The organism is Kitasatospora sp. NPDC088346 (genome assembly GCF_044740765.1).
Lineage (GTDB): Bacteria > Actinomycetota > Actinomycetes > Streptomycetales > Streptomycetaceae > Kitasatospora.
This window is the reverse complement of sequence record NZ_JBIURH010000002.1, coordinates 450,370-467,841: the sequence shown is the minus strand read 5'-3', so window position 1 is coordinate 467,841 and position 17,472 is coordinate 450,370. Positions and strand designations below refer to the sequence as shown.

Below are 17,472 nucleotides of genomic sequence, written 5' to 3'. Positions count from 1 at the left end.
ACATTTTTTCGAATTCCCGGGAATTTGACAGTTCGGCGGCCGGTGCACGATAAATTCCCTCATGACTGCACCGGTGCGCGCCGAGATCCTGCCCGGCGACGACCTGGCCGATCCGGGATTCTGGCGGCTGCCCGACGCGGACCGGGCCGCCGCCTTCGCGCGGCTGCGCGCCCTGGACCGTCCGGCGGTCTTCACCGACCGCGCCACCGGCCGCCGTTTCCACGCGCTCGTCCGGCACGCCGACGTGGTGGCGGCGAGCCGGACCCCGGAGGTGTTCCTCAGCGGCCCCGGCGTCACCACCCCCGAACCGGCCCGCTGGGTCCGGGCCGTGTTCGGCGACTCGATGGTCAACCTGGACGACCCCCGCCACGCCGACCTGCGGCGGATCGTGTCCCGGGCGTTCACCCCGCGGTTGATCGCCAGGGTCGAGGAGGACATCCGGCGGGTGGCCGCCCGGATCGTCGACGAGGTGGTCTCGACCCGCCCGCAGGACTTCGTCACGGCGGTCGCCGCGGAGCTGCCGTACCAGGTGATCTGCACCATGATGGGCATCCCCGAGCGGCAGCGCCGGGAGATCCTCGCGCAGGTCAACCACGCCTCCGAGAACACCGGTGTGGCCCGCGGCCGGATCCGCGTCCCCGGCCGCGGCCTGCGGGCGCTGGCCCGGATGCAGGGCGTGATCGCCGCGCTCGGCCGGGAGCGGCGGCGGCACCCCGCCGACGACCTGATCTCCGCCCTGGTCACCGCCGACGTGGACGGCAGGCACCTCAACTCCCGTGAGCTGGGCGCCTTCTTCTCGCTGCTGCTGGTGGCCGGCGTGGAGACCACCCGCAACGCCCTCGCGCACGGCCTGCACCTGCTGACCGAGCACCCCGCGCAGCGGGCCCTGCTCACCGAGGACTTCGACGCCCGGATCGGCGGCGCGGTGGAGGAGATCGTCCGGTACAGCACCCCGATCATCCAGTTCCGCCGCACCCTCGCCGCCGACCACGTCCTGAACGGCACCCCGCTCGCCGCGGGCGACAAGGTGGTGCTGTTCTTCGGCTCGGCCAACCGCGACGAGGCGGTCTTCACCGACCCGGACACCTTCGACATCACCCGCTCGCCCAACCCGCACCTCGGCTTCGGCGGCGGCGGCCCGCACTTCTGCCTCGGCGCCTACCTGGCCCGCCAGGAGATGAAGGTGCTCTACCGGGAGCTGTTCACCCGCCTCCCGGACATCCGTTCGGTGGGCTCGCCCGAGCGGGTCCCGTCCAACTTCGACAGCCGGGTCCGGTCGCTGCGCTTCGACTTCACGGCCGCGGGCTGACCTGCCAGTCACGCTTCGTACGGTTCGGCCGGCCGGCTTGTCCGAACCGGCGTGCGGCTCCGCCGGCCCTCCCGCCCTACGGTTCCGGGAACGGACCAGGAGAGGCGGCCGCGGTGCACCGTTCCATTCACGACTGGCTCATTCACGACTACCGGGAGGACGACCTGGCGGCGGTCGTCCACCTCATCGACACCACGGCCGAGCTGGGCCAGGAGTCGGTGTTCTCGCTGGCGGAGTGCATCGGTGCGCTCACCTCCCGGCAGCCCGCCGTGGTCGCGGTGAGCCAGGGCGCCCCGATCGGTACCGCGCTGGCGCACCTGGCCGGCGACCGGGCCTGGGTGATGCGGATCGCGATCTCCCCGCTCTGGCGCGGCCGGGGCCTGGCCAGCGCGCTGCTGCGCGAGCTGGAACGGCGGCTGGTCGCCCGGCGGGTGCGCCGGATCGCGTACGTGCTGCCGGAGGAGGAACTGCTCGGCGAGGGCCTGCGCAACGCCGGCTACACCCGCCGCCCGGCGGTCGCGTACTTCGAGAAGGCCGAGCCGGCGGCCGGGCCGGCCGCCAACCTGCTGGAGGAGCTCGGCGGGCGGCTGCTCCCGGGCGACCTGTGGGACAGGGTGGCCGGCATGGAGGCGGAGAAGAACCTGATCGAGCGCCGGGTGGTGCTGCCGCTGGCCGAGCCGGAACGGGCCGCCCGGCACGGCGTGCGGCCGCCGCGGGCGATCGCACTCTTCGGCCCGCCGGGCACCGGCAAGACGACCTTCGCCCGGGCCGTCGCCTCCCGGCTCGGCTGGCCGTTCGTCGAGCTGCTGCCCTCCCGGCTGGCGGACGAGGGCAACCTCGCCGCCGCGCTGCGGACCGCGTTCGCCCGGATCGCGCGGCTGGAGCGGGTACTGGTCTTCATCGACGAGGTCGAGGAGGTCGCCCCGACCCGCGCCGAGGGCGCGGTGGGCGGGATGCACGGGGTGACCAACGAGCTGCTCAAGCTGATCCCGGGCTTCCGCGAGGGCGAGGAACGGCTGCTGGTCTGCGCGACCAACTCGATCCGCTCCCTGGACTCCGCCTTCCTGCGCCCGGGCCGCTTCGACTACCTGATCCCGATCGGCACCCCCGACGCCGAGGCCCGGGCCGCCATCTGGTCCCGGTACGCGGTGACCCGGACCGACGTCGACCTGGAGCTGCTGGTGCGGCGGACCGAGCTGTTCACCCCGGCGGACATCGAGCACGCCGCCCGGATCGCCGCCCAGGCCGCGTTCGAACGGGACCTCGGCGAGCTCGGCAGCCACCCGGCCGGGGCGACCACCGAGGACTACCTGGCGGCGATCGCCCAGTGCCGGCCGACGGTGACCCCCGCGATGGTCGAGGAGTTCACCGCCGACATCGGCTCGCACGCCCGCGTCTGAGCCAGCCCGCGTCCGAGCCGCCCGGGTCCGATCCCGCCCGCGTCCGATCCCGCCCGCGGTGCCTCAGGCCCCGGGGTGGGCGCCGACCGCGTCCCGGATCTGCTCGCCGAGCCCGCCGTCCCGCCGGGCGCAGTTGGCGCAGCAGAAGAACTTCCCGGAGACCTCGACCCCGTGGCCGACGATCCGCACCTGGCAGTACTCGCAGCGCGGGGCGAGCTTCTCCATGGCGCACTCGAAGCTGTCGAAGGTGTAGGTGTCCCCGCTCACCGTCTTGATCTCGAACGCCAGCCAGTAGTCGTTCTTGCACACCACACAGACCGCCATGACCGCGACTTCCTCTCCACCGCTCCCGCCCGACCGCCTGCCGGCCGGCACCCTCCGAGTCTTCGGCCGCCCGCGACGCCCGGCAAATCGACCGGACGCGCGGCGGGTGCTGACCGATACTGGGGGGAGGGGGCAGCAGGCCGAGGAGGCCCGATGATCGTCCGGATCTGGGAGGCGCACGTCGCGCCCGAGCACGCCGACGAGTTCTGCGCGACGCTGACCGCGGAGGCCCTGCCGCAGATCGTGCGCACCGAGGGCTGCCTCGGCGGGGAACTGCTGAACGCCGTGGGCGAGGAGGACCACCGGATCCTGATGATCACCCGGTGGCGGGACGAGGCCGCGCTGCTGGCCCATGCCGGACCGATGTGGCGGATCAGGCCGGTCTGGGCCGAGGGTCAGTTGAACTTCCTGGAGCACCCGCCCAAGGTCGCCCACTACCTGCCGCTCTCCGAGCAGTGAGCCGTCGGCCCGGGCGGGCTCAGGGCCGGATCTCCGGGAAGCCCCGGTCGGCCTTCACCTGCTTCATGGTCAGGTGCGAGTTGACCTGGGCGATCCCCGGCAGGCCGGAGAGCACGTCGGTGATGAACCGCTCGTACGCCGCGATGTCGGCGACGGCGATCCGCAGCAGGTAGTCCGGATCGCCGAACAGTCGGTGCGCCTCGACCACCTCGGGCAGCGCCGCGACCCGCTGTTCGAACTCGGTGACGGTGGCCCGGTCCTCGTGCCGCATCACGATCGACACGAAGGGCTGGAAGCCGCGCCCGAGGGCGGCGCCGTCCAGGTGCGCGCGGTAGCCGCGGATGACCCCGTCCTGCTCCAGCTGCCGCACCCGGCGCAGGCAGGGTGAGGGGGTCAGGTCCACCCGGGAGGCCAGCTCGGCGTTGCTCAGGCGGCCGTCCTGCTGGAGCTCGTGGAGGATTCTGCGGTCGATGCGGTCCATGGCGCAACATTCTGCCGCAGCGGCCGACGGGGGCGCGAGAATTGGCCATCGGCTGCCACGCCCGTCCGGATACGTTCGGTCACCGACGACGATCGCGGAATTCGGGGTGTCATGGACGCACACGCACTGCTGCTCTTCCTGGGGGTGGACCTCCTGCTGGTCTGCACCCCCGGGCCGGACTGGCTGTACATCGTGGCGAGGGGCCTCGGCCAGGGACGCCGGACGGCCCTGGTCGCCGTCCTCGGGGTCTGCGCCGGCTACACGGTGCACACCCTGCTCTCGGCCGCGGGCCTGGCCGCCGCCCTGCGCGCCGTCCCCGCTCTGCTGCCGACGCTGCGCTGGGCCGGCGCCGCGTACCTCGCCGTGCTGGCCCTCACCATGCTGCTCTCGCTGCGGCGCAGTGGCGGCGAGCTCCCCGAGGCCCGCCCGCAGCCCACCACCACCGTGTTGCGGCAGAGCGTCACCACCGCGCTGCTGAACCCCAAGGGCCTGTTGCTCTACCTCTCGCTGGTGCCGCAGTTCGTCGACCCCGCGGCCGGCCTGCCGGTCGGCACCCAGGTGCTGGCGCTCGGTGCGCTGAACGTGCTCGGCTGCGCGGTCGTGTACGGCCTGGTGGCCGTCGCGGCGGGTCGCCTCGGGGCCTCCGTCGGCGGGACCCCGGCGGCGGCCCGCCGGCTGTCGGCGGCCTCGGCGGTGCTGCTCCTGCTGGTCGCCGGGGTCACCGCGACCGCCTGACCCGGCCGGGCCGCCCCGCGCCGGGTCAGACGCCGGCCGGGAGGTCCCGGGCCAGCCGCCGGATCCGTACCGCGGTGACGATCTCGACCACGCCCAGGACGACCAGTCCGCAGCCCGCCAGGATGGCCAGTGCGGCGACCGAGTGGACCGGCCAGACCATCAGCAGCACACCGGCGACGGCGTTGAGCACGCCGCCGAAGATCTGCCAGCCGCGGGCCGGCATCCCCGGGTCGGAGGAGGCGGTCACCACCAGGGTGATGCCGCGGAACAGCCAGCCGATGCCGATCCAGATGCCGAGCAGGGCCAGTGACTGGACGGCGCTGCGGAAGCAGAGCAGCCCGAGCAGGACGCACAGCGCACCGCTGATGAAGGCCATCACCCGCAGCGCGGTCTCGCCGTGGGTGCCGAAGGCGGCGACGAGCTGGAAGACGCCGATCATCACCAGGTAGACCCCGAACAGCACCCCCACCACCCACAGGGTCTGCGTGGGCCAGACGAAGACGATCACCCCGAGCGCCAGCGAGGCCAGGCCGGCGGCCAGCACCACCTGCCAGGCCGCCCGGGCCAGCCGCTGGAACGGGCCGTCGGTCGGGGGGTACGGGGTCTCCATGGCGGTGCTCCTGACGGGCGGAAGGGGGGCGGAAGGGCGGAAGGGCGGTGGCGGGGGTGGAAGGGCGGCGGACCCTCCCACTCTCCGCCGCCGGTGAGCGGCCCCGCGCGCGCCGCTCGGCCGTTCGGATGATCCGTCAGGTCGGCGGATGATTGCCCGTCAGTCACCTTCCGTCCAGCCGTTGATCCGTTCGGGGGACGTAGGATCGGACGCTATGACGGAGCAAGGGCAGGGGGACCCTGGAGCCGTACCGACGGCCGGGCACTACGTCGTCTTCGGTGGCAACGCGTTGGCGCACCGGCTGATCGTCGAGCTGACCGAGCTCTACGAGGTGCCGGTGGTCGCCGTGGTGCCGGACCGCTCCCGCGACCACGGGCCGCGGATCGAGCAGCTCGCCGGCGTCGCGGCCGTCCTGGAGCACAGCACCGTCACCGCGGAGGCGCTGCGCGCGGCCGGGGTGGACGGTGCGCGCGGGATCGCGCTGATGGACGGCACCGACCAGGAGAACATCCACGCCGCGCTGAGCGCGCAGGGCCGCAACCCGGGCATCCGGATCGTGCTGCGGATGTTCAACCAGCGGCTCGGCGAGCACATCGAGAAGCTGCTGCCCAACTGCGCGGCGCTGTCCGGCTCGGCGACCGCCGCCCCGGCCTTCGCCAACGGCGCGCTGGGTCGGCCCAACTCGGTGCGGGTGGGTGACCGCTACCTGTACGTCGCGTACGGGGACGAGATCGACGGCAGTCGGATCTGCCTGGTCGCCGACCGGATCGACCCGCAGGACCTGAGCCGGCTCCGGCTGCTGCCGGACACCGGCGGCCGGGCGGCCGAGTTCATCGCGCTGGCCCGCCGGCTGGGCTCGGAGGGTCCGGTCGGGCCCGGCGTCGCACCGCAGGGGGCGGAGGACCGCGGCGAGGTGGCCGTCCTACAGGCGCTCACCAGCGAGCCGCCGGTGCGGATCCCCTGGTGGAAGCGGACCCGCTGGTGGCTGCAGGACGTGCTGCACCACTTCACCAGCGTCCGGCTGCGGCTGGTGCTGACCACCGCGCTGGCGGCGGTGCTGCTGGGCGGCTGGGTGATCTGGTACCACAACGGCAGCATCGGCTGGGCGGCGTACCTGACGCTGCTGGACCTGGCCGGCGCGGCCCAGCCCGACCAGCCCGGCCAGGGGAGTCCGGGCGGGCCGTGGGTGCGGCTGGCCCAGGTGGTGGTCACCTTCTGCGGGATCACGTTCGTCCCGGTGGCGACCGCCATCGTGGTCGACATGCTGGCCACCGGCCGGCGCGGCCTGCCGCGGGCGCCGGGCTCGCGGACCAGGGACCACGTGGTGGTGGTCGGGCTGGGCAACGTCGGCACCCGGGTCGCCGCCCTGGTGCACGAGACCGGGGTGCCGGTGGTGTGCATCGAACGCGACCCGCAGGCCCGTGGCATCGCGGCGGTCCGGGCGCTGGGCCTGCCGGTGCTGGTGGGGGACGCGCCGCTGGAGAGCCAGCTGCGGCGGGCCCGGGTCCGTTACAGCCGGGCGGTGGCCGCCGTCACCAGCGACGACGCGGCCAACCTGGAGGCGGCCCTGGAGGCCCGCGCGGCCCGGCCCGAAGTGCGCATCGTGGTACGGCTGTTCGACGACGACTTCGCGCACCACGTGTACGCCACGCTGGGGAACGTGGCCTCGCGCTCGGTCTCCTACCTGTCCGCGCCCGCCTTCGCGGCCGCGCTGATGGGCCGTGAGGTGCTGGGCACCCTCTCGGTCTACCGGCACGTGCTGCTGATCGCCGAGCTGGCGGCCGAGCAGGGCACCGGCCTGCCGGGGCGGGACACCCACGAGATCGAGGCCGGCGGCGGCGTCCGGGTGATCGCGGTGCGGCTGGCCCGGCGGCCCGGGGACCACCAGTGGAACTTCGCCGACCGGGCCCGGCGGCTCGAAGCGGGCGACCGGATCGTGGTGGCCGCCACCCGGAGCGGACTGGCCCGGATCAACACCCTGGACAGTGAAGGGAGTTGATCCGGGCCGGGCGCGGCGTCTCAGCGGTGGGTGAAGGACGGCGGGCGCTTCTCGGCGAAGGCGGCCATGCCCTCCTTCTGGTCCGCGGTGGCGAAGGCGGCGTGGAACATCCGGCGCTCGAAGCGGACGCCCTCGGCGAGGGTGGTCTCGAACGCCCGGTTGACGCTCTCCTTCATCATCACGGCGGCCGGGGTGGACATCGCGGCGACCGTCTCCGCGACGGCCATCGCCTCGGCGAGCAGGTCGTTCGCCGGGACGATCCGGGACACCAGACCGGCCCGCTCGGCCTCCTCGGCGTCCATCATCCGGCCGGTCAGACACAGTTCCATCGCCTTGGCCTTGCCGACCGCGCGGGTCAGCCGCTGTGAGCCGCCGATGCCGGGGATGACGCCGAGCTTGATCTCGGGCTGGCCGAACTTCGCCGTGTCGGCGGCCAGCAGGATGTCGCACAGCATCGCCAACTCGCAGCCACCGCCGAGCGCGTAGCCCGCCACCGCGGCGATCACCGGCTTGCGCAGCCGGCCCAGCTCGTCCCAGGGGCCCAGCCAGTCGTCCAGGTAGACGTCCGGGAAGCGGTTGTCCTGCATCTCCTTGATGTCGGCGCCGGCCGCGAAGGCCTTCTCCGAACCGGTGATCACCAGCGCACCGATCTCCGGGTCGCGGTCGAACGCCCTGGCGGCGGCCACCACCTCGTTCATCAGCTGCGTGTTGAGCGCGTTCAGCGCCTTCGGCCGGTTGAGCGTGATCAGCCCGACCCGGCCCTTGCGCTCCACCAGGATCGTCTCGTAGTCGGTCATCGTCGTTGACTCCCTCTGCGCTGTGACGCTTGCTGTGACGGCACTCGACGCGCCCTGCCCGTGGATACCTTCGCGGACGCACCGGCCGGTGCGCCAGTCTCGACTGCTGAGACGGTGGTCACCCGATCCCGAGCGGGCCGTCCGGCGCCGGGGCGAAGTAGCGTGCCACGTCGGCGGCGGTGACCCCGGCGAGCGCGGCGGGTCGCCAGTGCGGGTCGCGGTCCTTGTCGACCACCTGCGCCCGGATGCCCTCGACCAGGTCGTGGCTGTCCAGGGCGGCGCAGGAGATCCGGTACTCCTGCTCCAGCGTCTCGCCGAGCGTGCGGTGCCCGCGGGCCCGCCGCAGAGCCGCCAGCGTGACCTTCAGTGCGGTCGGGGACTTCGCGTGGATCTGCTCGGCGGCCTCCTTCGCCTCCGGCACCCCGCTGTCCACCAGCCGGTCGAGGATCTCCTCGACCGTGTCCGGCGCGTAGCAGTGGTCGATCCAGGCGCGCTGCGCGGCCAGTTCGGAGTCGGGTGCCGTGGCGGACCGGGCGGCGACCACCTCGGTGGCGGGCCGCTCGGCCAGCTCGGCCAGCAGGGCGGGCAGCTGCCCGACCGGCACGAAGTGGTCGGCGAATCCGCAGGCCAGCGCGTCGGCCCCGGTCATCGCACCGGCCGTCAGGGCGATGTGGGTGCCCAGCTCTCCGGGGGCGCGGGCCAGCAGCCGGCTGCCGCCGACGTCCGGCACCAGTCCGATCCTGGTCTCCGGCATCGCCACCGTGGAGCGTTCGGTGACGATCCGCAGGCCGCCGTGCGCGGAGACGCCGACCCCGCCGCCCATGGTGATGCCGTCCATCACCGCGACGTACGGCTTGGGGTAGCGGGAGATCAGCTCGTTCAGCAGGTACTCGTCCCGGAAGAGCGCCCGGAAGCCCGTCCCGCCCGCCTTGGCGTCGTCGTGCATGGCCCGGACGTCCGCGCCCGCGCACAGCCCGCGCTCCCCGGCGCCGGCCAGCACCACGGTGGCCACCGACGGGTCCGCGGCCCACTCGTCCAGGGTCGCGCGGAGGGTGCGGATCATCGCGTGCGTCAGCGAGTTGAGCGCCTTCGGCCGGTTCAGCGTGATGCGGCCGGCCAGGCCGTCCCGCTCGACGAGCACATCCATCGGGGTCCTCCGGGTCATGAGGGTCGGTGCCACCGACAGCCTAGGTCCTGTCCGGTCGGATCGGACCTCGGTCCTGCCCGGCGGCCTCCGCCGACACGCCTGCGGCCTCCGCCGACACGCCTGCGGCCTCCGCCGACACGTCGGTGGGCCCCCGACCCGGTCGGGGGCCCACCGACGCGAGCGGGTCAGGGCACGATGCGGCCGTAGACCTCGCCGAAGCCGACCCGGGTGCCGTCCGGGCCCGGGGCGGTGGCGGTGATGGACACCTCGTCGCCGTTCTCCAGGAACGTGCGGGTGGTGCCGTCCGGGAGCTTGACCGGGTCCTGGCCGTTCCAGGTGAGCTCGATCAGGGCGCCGCGGCTCTCCGGCTCGGGGCCGCTCACGGTGCCGGAGGCGTACAGGTCGCCGGTGCGCAGGGCGGCGCCGTTGACCGTCATGTGGGCGAGCTGCTGGGCGGCCGTCCAGTACATGGCCGCGAAGGGCGGGCGGGAGACCGGGTGGCCGTTGAGCGAGACCTTCAGGTCCAGGTCCAGGCCCCAGGGCTCGGCGGCCCGGTCGTCCAGGTACTCCAGCGGCTCGACGTCGCGCGCCGGCGGGGCGACCCGGGCGTGCTCCAGGGCCGCCAGCGGGACGACCCAGGGCGACACCGAGGTGGCGAAGGACTTGCCGAGGAACGGGCCGAGCGGCACGTACTCCCAGGCCTGGATGTCCCGGGCGGACCAGTCGTTGAGCAGCAGCACGCCGAAGACGTGCTCGGCGAAGTCGGCGAGCGCCACCCGGCTGCCCAGCTCGGTGGGGGTGCCGACGACGAAGGCGACCTCCGCCTCGATGTCCAGCCGCCGGGAGGGGCCGAAGGTGGGCAGCGGGTCGGTCGGTGCCTTGCGCTGGCCGTGCGGGCGCACCACCGGCGTGCCGGAGACCACCACCGTGCCGGCCCGGCCGTGGTAGCCGATCGGCAGGTGCTTCCAGTTGGGGGTGAGCGGCTCCGACCCGGGGCGGAACAGCTTGCCCAGGTTGCTCGCGTGGTGCTCGGAGGCGTAGAAGTCGACGTAGTCGGCCACCTCGAACGGCAGGTGCAACTCGACCTCGGCCAGGTCCACCAGGTGGGGCGCGACGGCCGGCCGGTGCGCCTCGTCGGTGAGCCACTCGGTGATCGCGGCCCGGACCGACGTCCAGGTCGAACGCCCGGCCGCCATCAGCGGGTTGAGGGTGTCCGCGTCCAGCAGGGCGGACGGCGTGCCGGCCGCCCGCGCGGTCGCCCCGAGGTCCAGGACCTGCTCGCCGATCCGCACGCCGATCCGCCGCCGGCCGGGGCGGTCGGGGGCGGTGAAGACGCCGTACGGCAGGTTGTGGACGCCGAACGGGGAGTCGGCCGGCACGGCGAGCCAGGTGGTGGCGGTCAACGGTCCTCCAGTGGTGCGGGCGGGGCGAGCAGGCCGAGGGCGGCCAGGTCGTCGAGCGGCTCGGCGACGCTGCAGGTGCCGAAGGCGGTGAACCGGCCGCGCACGACGGCGATCTGATCGTCCGTCAGGTCGAGCGCGGCCTTGGCCAGCAGCTCGCCGGAGCGCTCGGCGAGCACCTCGGCGGCCGCCGCGGCGTCCTCGCCGGCCTGCGCGGCCAGCAGGACGTTCAGGAAGCCGTGGTGCTCGAAGCCGGTGGCGGGGTCGGTGTGCCGGACGGCGTGGTGCAGGCCGGCCGTGCACTTGTAGGGCAGGGCGCGCGCGGCGCAGCCGGCCAGGAAGGCGGCCAGCTCGGCCTCGGTGGGGAAGGCCCCGGCGGCCAGCCCCCCGGTGCGGAACTTGGCCCGGTACGGCGTGCCGGCGAGCACGTCCAGCGCCGCCTCCAGGCCGTCGCCGCGGGCGAGTTCCACGGCGGCCGCCACCCCGGACGGCAGCTGCTCGTCCAAGGCGACGACCGCGGCGGGCACGTCGGGGTCGGCGAGTTCCACGCCGACCACGGTCAGCCCGGCCGCGTCCGCCAGTGCGGGCGCCAGTTGGCCGCTGCCCCCCGGCAGCACCAGGGCGACCCGCAGCGGCGCGGTGGCGGTGGCCCGCAGGTCGGCGAGCCGGCCCGCTCCGCACAGGAACGGGCCGACCGCCTCCGCGTACCAGGCGGCCCGGTGCGCCTCGTGGGCCGGCACCGCCTCGGGCAGCGGCAGCTCTCCCGGTGGGAAGAGCGCCGCGTCGTCGAACAGCCCCCGGTAGAGGGCGGGTACGGTCATCGGGCGGGCCCGCGGCCGGACCACGTCCAGGCGTAGCCCGGGTCCTCGCTCGCCGTGCCGGCCTCGCCGAGCTCCAGCGGGCGGAAGGTGTCCACCATCACCGCGAGCTCGTCGAAGAACTCCGCGCCGATCGAGCGCTCGTAGGCGCCGGGCTGCGGCCCGTGGGTGTGGCCGCCGGGGTGCAGCGAGATCGAGCCCTGGGCGATGCCCGAGCCCTTGCGGGCCTCGTAGTCGCCGCCGCAGTAGAACATCACCTCGTCGCTGTCCACGTTGGCGTGGTAGTACGGCACCGGGATGGACAGCGGGTGGTAGTCCACCTTGCGCGGCACGAAGTTGCAGATCACGAAGTTGTTGCCCTCGAAGACCTGGTGGGCCGGCGGAGGCTGGTGGATCCGCCCGGTGATCGGTTCGAAGTCGGCGATGTTGAAGACGTACGGGTACAGGCAGCCGTCCCAGCCGACCACGTCGAACGGGTGGTTCGGCACGGTGTACCGGGTGCCCACCACACCGTTGGTGCCGCGGTGCTTGACCAGCACGTCCACGTCGGTGCCGTCCACCAGCAGCGGCCCGACCGGCCCGCGCAGGTCCCGCTCGCAGTACGGCGCGTGCTCCAGCAGCTGGCCGAAGCGCGACAGGTAGCGCTTGGGCGGGGTGATGTGGCTGTTGGCCTCGATGCAGTACGCGCGCAGCGGCGCGTCCGGTGCCGGCACCCAGCGGTGGGTGGTGGCTCGCGGGATGATCGCGTAGTCCCCCTGGCCGACCTCCAGGGTGCCGAACACCGTCTCCAGCGTGCCGGAGCCGGACTCCACGTAGACGCACTCGTCGCCCAGCCCGTTGCGGTACAGGTCGCTCGGCGCGCCCGCCACCACGTAGCTGATCCGCACGTCCGCGTTGCCGAGCACCAGCCGGCGCCCGGTCACCGCGTCGGTGTCCTTCCAGTCCTCGCCCTCGAACAGCGTGTGCAGCTTGAGGTGGCGGGGGACGAGCGGGAGGTTCGGGGTGGTGGACTGGTCCGGCAGGACCCACGTCCGGGCGTCCACGATCGCCGAGGGGATGCTCCGGTGGTAGAGCAGCGAGGAGTCGGAGGAGAAGCCCTCCTCGCCCATCAGCTCCTCGTAGTAGAGCCCGCCCTCGGGCGTGCGGTGCTGGGTGTGCCGCTTGGGCGGGATGCTGCCCAGCTGCCGGTAGTGCGCCATCGTGGAGTCTCCTCAGGGGCTCAGAGGTTGCCGCGCTTGTCCTGCTCGCGCTCGATGGACTCGAAGAGCGCCTTGAAGTTGCCCTTGCCGAATCCCAGCGAACCATGCCGCTCGATGAACTCGAAGAACACGGTCGGCCGGTCGCCCTGCGGCTTGGTGAAGATCTGCAGCAGGTAGCCGTCCTCGTCGCGGTCGACCAGGATGCCGCGCTTCTTCAGCTCCTCGACCGGGACGCGGACCTTGCCGATCCGCTCCCGCAGCTCGGGGTCGTCGTAGTACGAGTCGGGGGTGGACAGGAACTCCACGCCGCGCGAGCGCAGCACGTCCACGGTGGTCAGGATGTCGTTGGTGGCGAGCGCCAGGTGCTGGCAGCCCGGGCCGCCGTAGAACTCCAGGTACTCGTCGATCTGCGACTTCTTCTTGGCGATGGCCGGCTCGTTCAGCGGGAACTTGACCCGGTGGTTGCCGCTGGCGACCACCTTGCTCATCAGCGCGGAGTACTCGGTGGCGATGTCGTCGCCGACGAACTCGGCCATGTTCACGAAGCCCATGACCCGGTTGTAGAAGCCCACCCACTCGTTCATGTGGCCGAGCTCGACGTTGCCGACCGCGTGGTCGAGCGCCTGGAACAGCCGCTTCGGCGCACCCTCGGGGCGCTCCACCCTGGTCTCGGCGACCACGTAGCCCGGCAGGTAGGGGCCGGTGTAGCGGGAGCGGTCGACCAGGGTGTGGCGGGTCTCGCCGTAGGTCGCGATGGCGGCGCGGCGGACGGTGCCGTTCTCGTCGGAGACGTCGTTCGGCTCCTCCAGGATGCGGGCGCCCTGGGCGCGGGCGTGCTCGATGCACTTGTCCACGTCCGGGACCTCGATCGCGAGGTCGACCACGCCGTCGCCGTGGCGGCGGTGGTGGTCCAGCAGCGGGCTGTCCGGGGCGACCCCGCCCTTGATCACGAAGCGGCAGGAGCCGGAGCGCAGCACGTACGCCTTGCGGTCGCGGCGGCCGGTCTCCGGGCCGGAGTAGGCGGTCAGCTCCATGCCGAAGACGGCCTGGTACAGCTGGGCCGTCAGGGTGGCGTTGCCGACGACGAAGACCACCGCGTCCTGGGCGATCACCGGGAAGGGGTCGTTGGCCGGGTTGTGCTCGACCAGGCCCACCAGGCGGCGCAGCTGCTCCGCGTCGAGGCCGGCCTCCAGCTCCTCGGGGGTGAGTTCAACGGCGTTGGCGGTCATCGGTGCTTCCTCCACGTCGAGGGGGTCCGCGGCGCAAGGGTGGGCGCCATCGGTGGGGCAGAGCTTGCTCCTGGCGGGCCGATTGGGCAACAGGTGGGGTTTTGACTGATCAATGTGTACAAGGTGAGCAGGCGGGCGGCGGTTCTTCTGTTCAGTTTGCCCAGCATGCCGAGTGGTGGTCGGGGCTCCTGGGACGGAGCCGGAGCCGGTGCCGCGCGCGGTGCCGCGGTTCAATCCTCGAACGTGAAGTGCCGGGTGAACCACTCGGCGGCCAGCCGGGCGACCGCCGCCAGCGCCCCCGGCTCCTCGAACAGGTGGCCCGCCTCCGGGATCACCAGCAGACTGCTCTCGCCGCGCAGCTCGGCCCGCGCCAGCCGGTTGAGCTCCAGCACGCCGGTGTCCGCGCCGCCGACGATCAGCAGGGTCGGTGCGGTGACCCGGCCGAGCCGGGGGCCGGCGAGGTCCGGGCGTCCGCCGCGGGAGACGATCGCGGACGGTTCGGTGCCGGGCTCGGTGGAGGCCCACAGCGCGGCGGCGGCACCGGTGCTCGCACCGAAGTAGCCCAGCGGCAGCCCGGCGCAGGCCGGGTCCGCGCGCAGCCGCCGGGTGACCTCGGCCAGCCGGCCGCCCAGCAGCGGCGGGTCGAAGACCTTGCCGCGGTCGCCCTCCTCCGCCCCGGTCAGCAGGTCGAACAGCAGGGTGCCGAGCCCCGCGTGGTTGAACGAACGGGCCACGGCCCGGTTGCGCGGGCTGTGCCGGCTGCTGCCGCTGCCGTGTGCGAACAGCACCACGCCGAGCGGATGGTGCGGGACGGCCAGGTCGCCGGTCAGCCGGGCACCGGGCAGGTCGAACTCCGTCCGGACGGTCGGCCGGTCGGCCGGGTGTCGTTCGCCCGCCTCGGCCAGGCAGTCCAGCACCTCGGCGTCCGAGGTCTGCTCGAAGTCCTCGTAGAACTGCCCGATGGCCCAGAACCGGGCCGGCGTGAACGGGCAGACGAGTTCGTCGGCGGCGGCCCCGAGCCGGTCCGCCCAGTCCGCCGGTGCGACCGGCACCGCCAGCACGACCCGCGCGGCGCCCCGGGCCCGGACGATCTCGCAGGCGGCCAGCGCCGTGGAACCGGTCGCCACGCCGTCGTCGACCACCACCACCGTCCGGCCGCGCAGCGGGACCGCCGGGCGCCCGCGCCGGTACCGCTCGGCCCGCCGCTCCAGCTCCGTCCGTTCCTCCCGCTCGACCGCGGCCAGCTGCGCGGGGGCGACGCCCGCGCCGGACACCACCCGGGCGTTGACCACCCGGACGCCGTCCTCACCGATCGCGCCCATGCCCAGCTCCGGCTGGCTCGGCACGCCCAGCTTGCGGATCACGCAGATGTCCAGCGGCGCGCCCAGGGCCCGCGCCACCTCGGCGGCGACCGGCACGCCGCCCCTGGGCAGCGCGACCACCACCGGATCGGCGGAGAGCAGGTGCATCACCTCGGCCGCCAGCCGGCGGCCGGCGTCCCTGCGGTCGGTGAAGTGCATCGCGCCGTCTCCCCCTCCACGGTACGTCCGCCCCGACCCGGGACCGGAGCGGGACGCCGGGTGGCCTGACCCCCGTGCGGCCGGGACGGCGGGACGGCGACGGTGGAGGCCGGGCCGGCCGCGGACCCCCGCGGCGGCCGCCGGGTCGAGGAAGCCCGGGAAAGGCTGGTGACCGAGATGACCGCCCCCCGCATACCGGCGCCCCGCGCGCCGCTGTCCGACCACCACGCCCTCACCGGCCTGCGCCGGATCGTCCCGGCGGACGCCGCCGCCGGGCCCTTCCGCACCCTGGCCGTGGTCCGGCTCGCGCCCGGCGAACGCGCGGAGCTCGCCGCGGACGGCGTCGAGCACGCCCTCTGGGTCAGCGCCGGCTCCGGCCGCGCGGCCACCGGTGACGTCCGGGTGCCGCTGCGGCCGGGCCGCGCCCTGACCGTGCCGCCGGGCCACCGGGCGGCCCTCACCGCGGGCCGCGCCGGACTGGAGTACGTCCACGCCGAACTCGCCGGCCCGGCTCCGGGCGACGCGTAGGCGGCGCCGACACCGCCCGGCCCCACGGCCGCTCGGGTGAATCGCCCGGCAACCAGCTGCCCGCCGGCGGACACGGTGGACAACCTGGGGGCGGTGTGGCCCCGGACGGCCGCGGTCGATGTCAGCGAGCCGGTACGGCCCGACCGCCCCGGTGGGGACAACGAGGGGGTCCCGGAGGAGGTGGAGACGGGTGGGTGTCGCCTACGAGCACATCGGGCCCTGGACGGTCGGAGACGTTCTGGCGCTCGGCGAGGACTCCCAGCAGCGGATCGAGCTGGTGGGCGGGCAACCGCTGATGCGTCCTGCCCCCGCCGTTCCGCATCGGCGTGCCTCGCCCGGCTGCTGGAGGACGCCGTCGCGGCCTGCGGCGCCGACCACGAGGTCCTGGAGGCGGTGAACCTCGCGCTGCCGGACGGGCTGCTGATTCCGGACATCGCCGTCGTGGACGGCAGCGCCGCCGCGAAGGCCGGCACCACGGTCGACTGTTCCGGCGTGGTCCTCGTCGTCGAGATCGTGTCCCCGTCGACCCGGATCACCGACGTGCGGACGAAGCCGAGCCTCTGTGCTGCGGCCGGAATCCCCCACTACTGGCGCCTGGAGCTCGACCCGGCCCCAGGCCTGGTGCTCTCCGAACGGCACGGCGCCGGTTACACCGAGACGGGTACCGCGCTCGCGGGAGCGGTCACCCGGATCTCCGCACCGGTCCCGTTCGACGTCGACCCCGCCGTGCTGCGGCTGTGAGCCCGGTGTCGTGGTCGAGGCCGCCCCGCCCTCAGGCGGGGATCGCCCGCAGGCCCTCCACCAGCCTGACCGGGACCGTGCCCGCCACGGACTGGAGCTGCCGGCCGAAGTCGCGGGCCAGCGCCGCCTCGGCCGAGGCGTGCACCACCACGCCGCTGCCGTCGCCGCTGGGCCCGACCCCGTAGATCTCCAGCAGGAGCTGCCCGGTCCGCTGCGCCTCGACGATCCGGTCCACCGCCGCGAGCTCCTGCGCGGCCGTGTACGGGCACAGGGCGACCCGCACCTCGACCGCCGCCGTCTCCGGGTGGGCGCTGCGGGCGGCGGCGATCAGCTCGCGGGCACGGTCGCCGCTGGTGGCGTAGAGCAGGACGCGGCCGTTGACGCCGTCCACCGACAGCGCGGCCCAGGTGTCGGCGAAGTCGCCGCGCCCCTGGTCGCCGAGGGCGGTGGCCGCGGCCTGGAGCTCGGCCGAGGCGGTGGCGGTGGTGGCGGGGGAGGCCGGGTCGGAGGCGGTGGCGGTGGCGGTGGTGGCGGGGGCGGGGGCAGGGGCAGGGGCAGTGGTGGTGGTGCCGGTGGGGACCGGCGAGCCGGGGGAGACGGTGGCGACGCTGACGGTGACCGGGCCCCGGGCGGGGGCGCCGCAGGCGGCGGCGAGGGCCACGGCGGCGCAGGCCAGGGCGAGGGCGGCACGACGCTTCACGGCGGTGTCCTTCCGGAGGTGACGGGGTGTCGGTCCTTGGACGGCCGCCCGGCGCAGCCGGTTCCGGTCCCGGGAA

At 74.1% G+C, this 17,472-nt stretch carries 18 protein-coding genes; 7 read left to right on the top strand and 11 right to left on the bottom strand.

All coding sequences use genetic code 11. The features are described 5' to 3' along the window. Positions 1–61: 61 nt before the first annotated feature. Together ACIOFR_RS05755 and ACIOFR_RS05750 are read left to right on the top strand one after the other, a co-directional pair. Positions 62–1,309: a cytochrome P450 gene (locus tag ACIOFR_RS05755; protein ID WP_400992756.1), complete on the top strand. Its 1,248-nt coding sequence runs from the start codon at positions 62–64 to the stop codon at positions 1,307–1,309. Positions 1,310–1,422: 113 nt separating this feature from the next. Next, positions 1,423–2,709: an ATP-binding protein gene (locus ACIOFR_RS05750; protein WP_400992755.1), complete on the top strand. Its 1,287-nt coding sequence runs from the start codon at positions 1,423–1,425 to the stop codon at positions 2,707–2,709. A 63-nt stretch (positions 2,710–2,772) separates the two neighbouring features. Here ACIOFR_RS05750 and ACIOFR_RS05745 read toward each other — a convergent pair whose 3' ends face one another. Then, a complete protein-coding gene (locus tag ACIOFR_RS05745; RefSeq protein ID WP_359889063.1) occupies positions 2,773–3,033 on the bottom strand; it encodes a Prokaryotic metallothionein in 261 nt (86 codons plus the stop codon). A 153-nt stretch (positions 3,034–3,186) separates the two neighbouring features. Between ACIOFR_RS05745 and ACIOFR_RS05740 the strand changes: the two genes are divergently transcribed. Beyond that, on the top strand, positions 3,187–3,492 hold the full coding sequence (locus ACIOFR_RS05740; RefSeq protein WP_400992754.1) for an antibiotic biosynthesis monooxygenase family protein: 306 nt from the start codon (positions 3,187–3,189) through the stop codon (positions 3,490–3,492). Positions 3,493–3,511: 19 nt separating this feature from the next. Here ACIOFR_RS05740 and ACIOFR_RS05735 read toward each other — a convergent pair whose 3' ends face one another. After that, positions 3,512–3,973 (bottom strand): Lrp/AsnC family transcriptional regulator, encoded by a 462-nt coding sequence (locus ACIOFR_RS05735; RefSeq protein WP_400992752.1) that lies wholly within the window; start codon positions 3,971–3,973, stop codon positions 3,512–3,514. 111 nt (positions 3,974–4,084) lie between these two features. On the opposite strand from ACIOFR_RS05735, the gene ACIOFR_RS05730 reads away from it, so the two are divergent. Next, the gene (locus ACIOFR_RS05730) at positions 4,085–4,708 is read left to right on the top strand and encodes a LysE family translocator (protein ID WP_400992751.1); all 624 of its coding nucleotides are present in this window, start codon (positions 4,085–4,087) and stop codon (positions 4,706–4,708) included. Between the two features lie 25 nt (positions 4,709–4,733). Here ACIOFR_RS05730 and ACIOFR_RS05725 read toward each other — a convergent pair whose 3' ends face one another. Beyond that, positions 4,734–5,318, bottom strand: coding sequence for an HdeD family acid-resistance protein (locus ACIOFR_RS05725; RefSeq protein WP_400992750.1), 585 nt, complete (start codon positions 5,316–5,318; stop codon positions 4,734–4,736). Positions 5,319–5,532: 214 nt separating this feature from the next. Between ACIOFR_RS05725 and ACIOFR_RS05720 the strand changes: the two genes are divergently transcribed. Continuing rightward, on the top strand, positions 5,533–7,317 hold the full coding sequence (locus ACIOFR_RS05720; protein WP_400992748.1) for an NAD-binding protein: 1,785 nt from the start codon (positions 5,533–5,535) through the stop codon (positions 7,315–7,317). A 20-nt stretch (positions 7,318–7,337) separates the two neighbouring features. On the opposite strand, the gene ACIOFR_RS05715 is transcribed toward ACIOFR_RS05720, so the two are convergent. The 7 genes from ACIOFR_RS05715 to ACIOFR_RS05685 form a co-directional block, all read right to left on the bottom strand. After that, positions 7,338–8,114, bottom strand: a complete 777-nt coding sequence (locus ACIOFR_RS05715; protein ID WP_400992745.1) for an enoyl-CoA hydratase — start codon at positions 8,112–8,114, stop codon at positions 7,338–7,340. Positions 8,115–8,232: 118 nt separating this feature from the next. Then, positions 8,233–9,261, bottom strand: a complete 1,029-nt coding sequence (locus tag ACIOFR_RS05710; RefSeq protein ID WP_400992743.1) for an enoyl-CoA hydratase/isomerase family protein — start codon at positions 9,259–9,261, stop codon at positions 8,233–8,235. A 185-nt stretch (positions 9,262–9,446) separates the two neighbouring features. Next, entirely contained in the window at positions 9,447–10,664 is a 1,218-nt protein-coding gene (fahA, locus tag ACIOFR_RS05705) for a fumarylacetoacetase (protein WP_400992741.1), read from the bottom strand. Next, complete coding sequence (locus ACIOFR_RS05700; protein WP_400992740.1) at positions 10,661–11,482, bottom strand: hypothetical protein; 822 nt, start codon at positions 11,480–11,482, stop codon at positions 10,661–10,663. The genes fahA and ACIOFR_RS05700 overlap by 4 nt, the downstream gene beginning before the upstream one ends. Further along, on the bottom strand, positions 11,479–12,678 hold the full coding sequence (locus ACIOFR_RS05695; protein ID WP_400992739.1) for a homogentisate 1,2-dioxygenase: 1,200 nt from the start codon (positions 12,676–12,678) through the stop codon (positions 11,479–11,481). Before ACIOFR_RS05695 ends, ACIOFR_RS05700 begins: the two co-directional genes overlap by 4 nt. Positions 12,679–12,698: 20 nt before the next feature. Further along, positions 12,699–13,907 (bottom strand): 4-hydroxyphenylpyruvate dioxygenase, encoded by a 1,209-nt coding sequence (gene hppD / locus ACIOFR_RS05690; RefSeq protein WP_400992738.1) that lies wholly within the window; start codon positions 13,905–13,907, stop codon positions 12,699–12,701. Positions 13,908–14,137: 230 nt separating this feature from the next. Continuing rightward, positions 14,138–15,427, bottom strand: a complete 1,290-nt coding sequence (locus ACIOFR_RS05685; RefSeq protein WP_400992737.1) for a phosphoribosyltransferase family protein — start codon at positions 15,425–15,427, stop codon at positions 14,138–14,140. 168 nt (positions 15,428–15,595) lie between these two features. On the opposite strand from ACIOFR_RS05685, the gene ACIOFR_RS05680 reads away from it, so the two are divergent. Together ACIOFR_RS05680 and ACIOFR_RS05675 are read left to right on the top strand one after the other, a co-directional pair. Next, a complete protein-coding gene (locus tag ACIOFR_RS05680; protein WP_400992736.1) occupies positions 15,596–15,955 on the top strand; it encodes a hypothetical protein in 360 nt (119 codons plus the stop codon). A 36-nt stretch (positions 15,956–15,991) separates the two neighbouring features. Continuing rightward, positions 15,992–16,696 (top strand): Uma2 family endonuclease, encoded by a 705-nt coding sequence (locus ACIOFR_RS05675; RefSeq protein ID WP_400992735.1) that lies wholly within the window; start codon positions 15,992–15,994, stop codon positions 16,694–16,696. A 31-nt stretch (positions 16,697–16,727) separates the two neighbouring features. Here ACIOFR_RS05675 and ACIOFR_RS05670 read toward each other — a convergent pair whose 3' ends face one another. After that, entirely contained in the window at positions 16,728–17,396 is a 669-nt protein-coding gene (locus ACIOFR_RS05670) for a hypothetical protein (protein WP_400992733.1), read from the bottom strand. Positions 17,397–17,472 lie beyond the last annotated feature (76 nt).

What these genes read in the sequence shown, in the direction of transcription:
- hppD (WP_400992738.1), bottom strand. Translation starts at nt 13,907, where the DNA reads ATGACCGCCAACGCCGTTGAACTCACCCCCGAGGAGCTGGAGGCCGGC.
- ACIOFR_RS05685 (WP_400992737.1), bottom strand. Translation starts at nt 15,427, where the DNA reads ATGCACTTCACCGACCGCAGGGACGCCGGCCGCCGGCTGGCGGCCGAG.
- ACIOFR_RS05710 (WP_400992743.1), bottom strand. Translation starts at nt 9,261, where the DNA reads ATGGATGTGCTCGTCGAGCGGGACGGCCTGGCCGGCCGCATCACGCTG.
- ACIOFR_RS05730 (WP_400992751.1), top strand. Translation starts at nt 4,085, where the DNA reads ATGGACGCACACGCACTGCTGCTCTTCCTGGGGGTGGACCTCCTGCTG.
- ACIOFR_RS05745 (WP_359889063.1), bottom strand. Translation starts at nt 3,033, where the DNA reads ATGGCGGTCTGTGTGGTGTGCAAGAACGACTACTGGCTGGCGTTCGAG.
- ACIOFR_RS05715 (WP_400992745.1), bottom strand. Translation starts at nt 8,114, where the DNA reads ATGACCGACTACGAGACGATCCTGGTGGAGCGCAAGGGCCGGGTCGGG.
- ACIOFR_RS05700 (WP_400992740.1), bottom strand. Translation starts at nt 11,482, where the DNA reads ATGACCGTACCCGCCCTCTACCGGGGGCTGTTCGACGACGCGGCGCTC.
- ACIOFR_RS05725 (WP_400992750.1), bottom strand. Translation starts at nt 5,318, where the DNA reads ATGGAGACCCCGTACCCCCCGACCGACGGCCCGTTCCAGCGGCTGGCC.
- ACIOFR_RS05720 (WP_400992748.1), top strand. Translation starts at nt 5,533, where the DNA reads ATGACGGAGCAAGGGCAGGGGGACCCTGGAGCCGTACCGACGGCCGGG.
- ACIOFR_RS05695 (WP_400992739.1), bottom strand. Translation starts at nt 12,678, where the DNA reads ATGGCGCACTACCGGCAGCTGGGCAGCATCCCGCCCAAGCGGCACACC.
- ACIOFR_RS05755 (WP_400992756.1), top strand. Translation starts at nt 62, where the DNA reads ATGACTGCACCGGTGCGCGCCGAGATCCTGCCCGGCGACGACCTGGCC.
- ACIOFR_RS05740 (WP_400992754.1), top strand. Translation starts at nt 3,187, where the DNA reads ATGATCGTCCGGATCTGGGAGGCGCACGTCGCGCCCGAGCACGCCGAC.
- ACIOFR_RS05735 (WP_400992752.1), bottom strand. Translation starts at nt 3,973, where the DNA reads ATGGACCGCATCGACCGCAGAATCCTCCACGAGCTCCAGCAGGACGGC.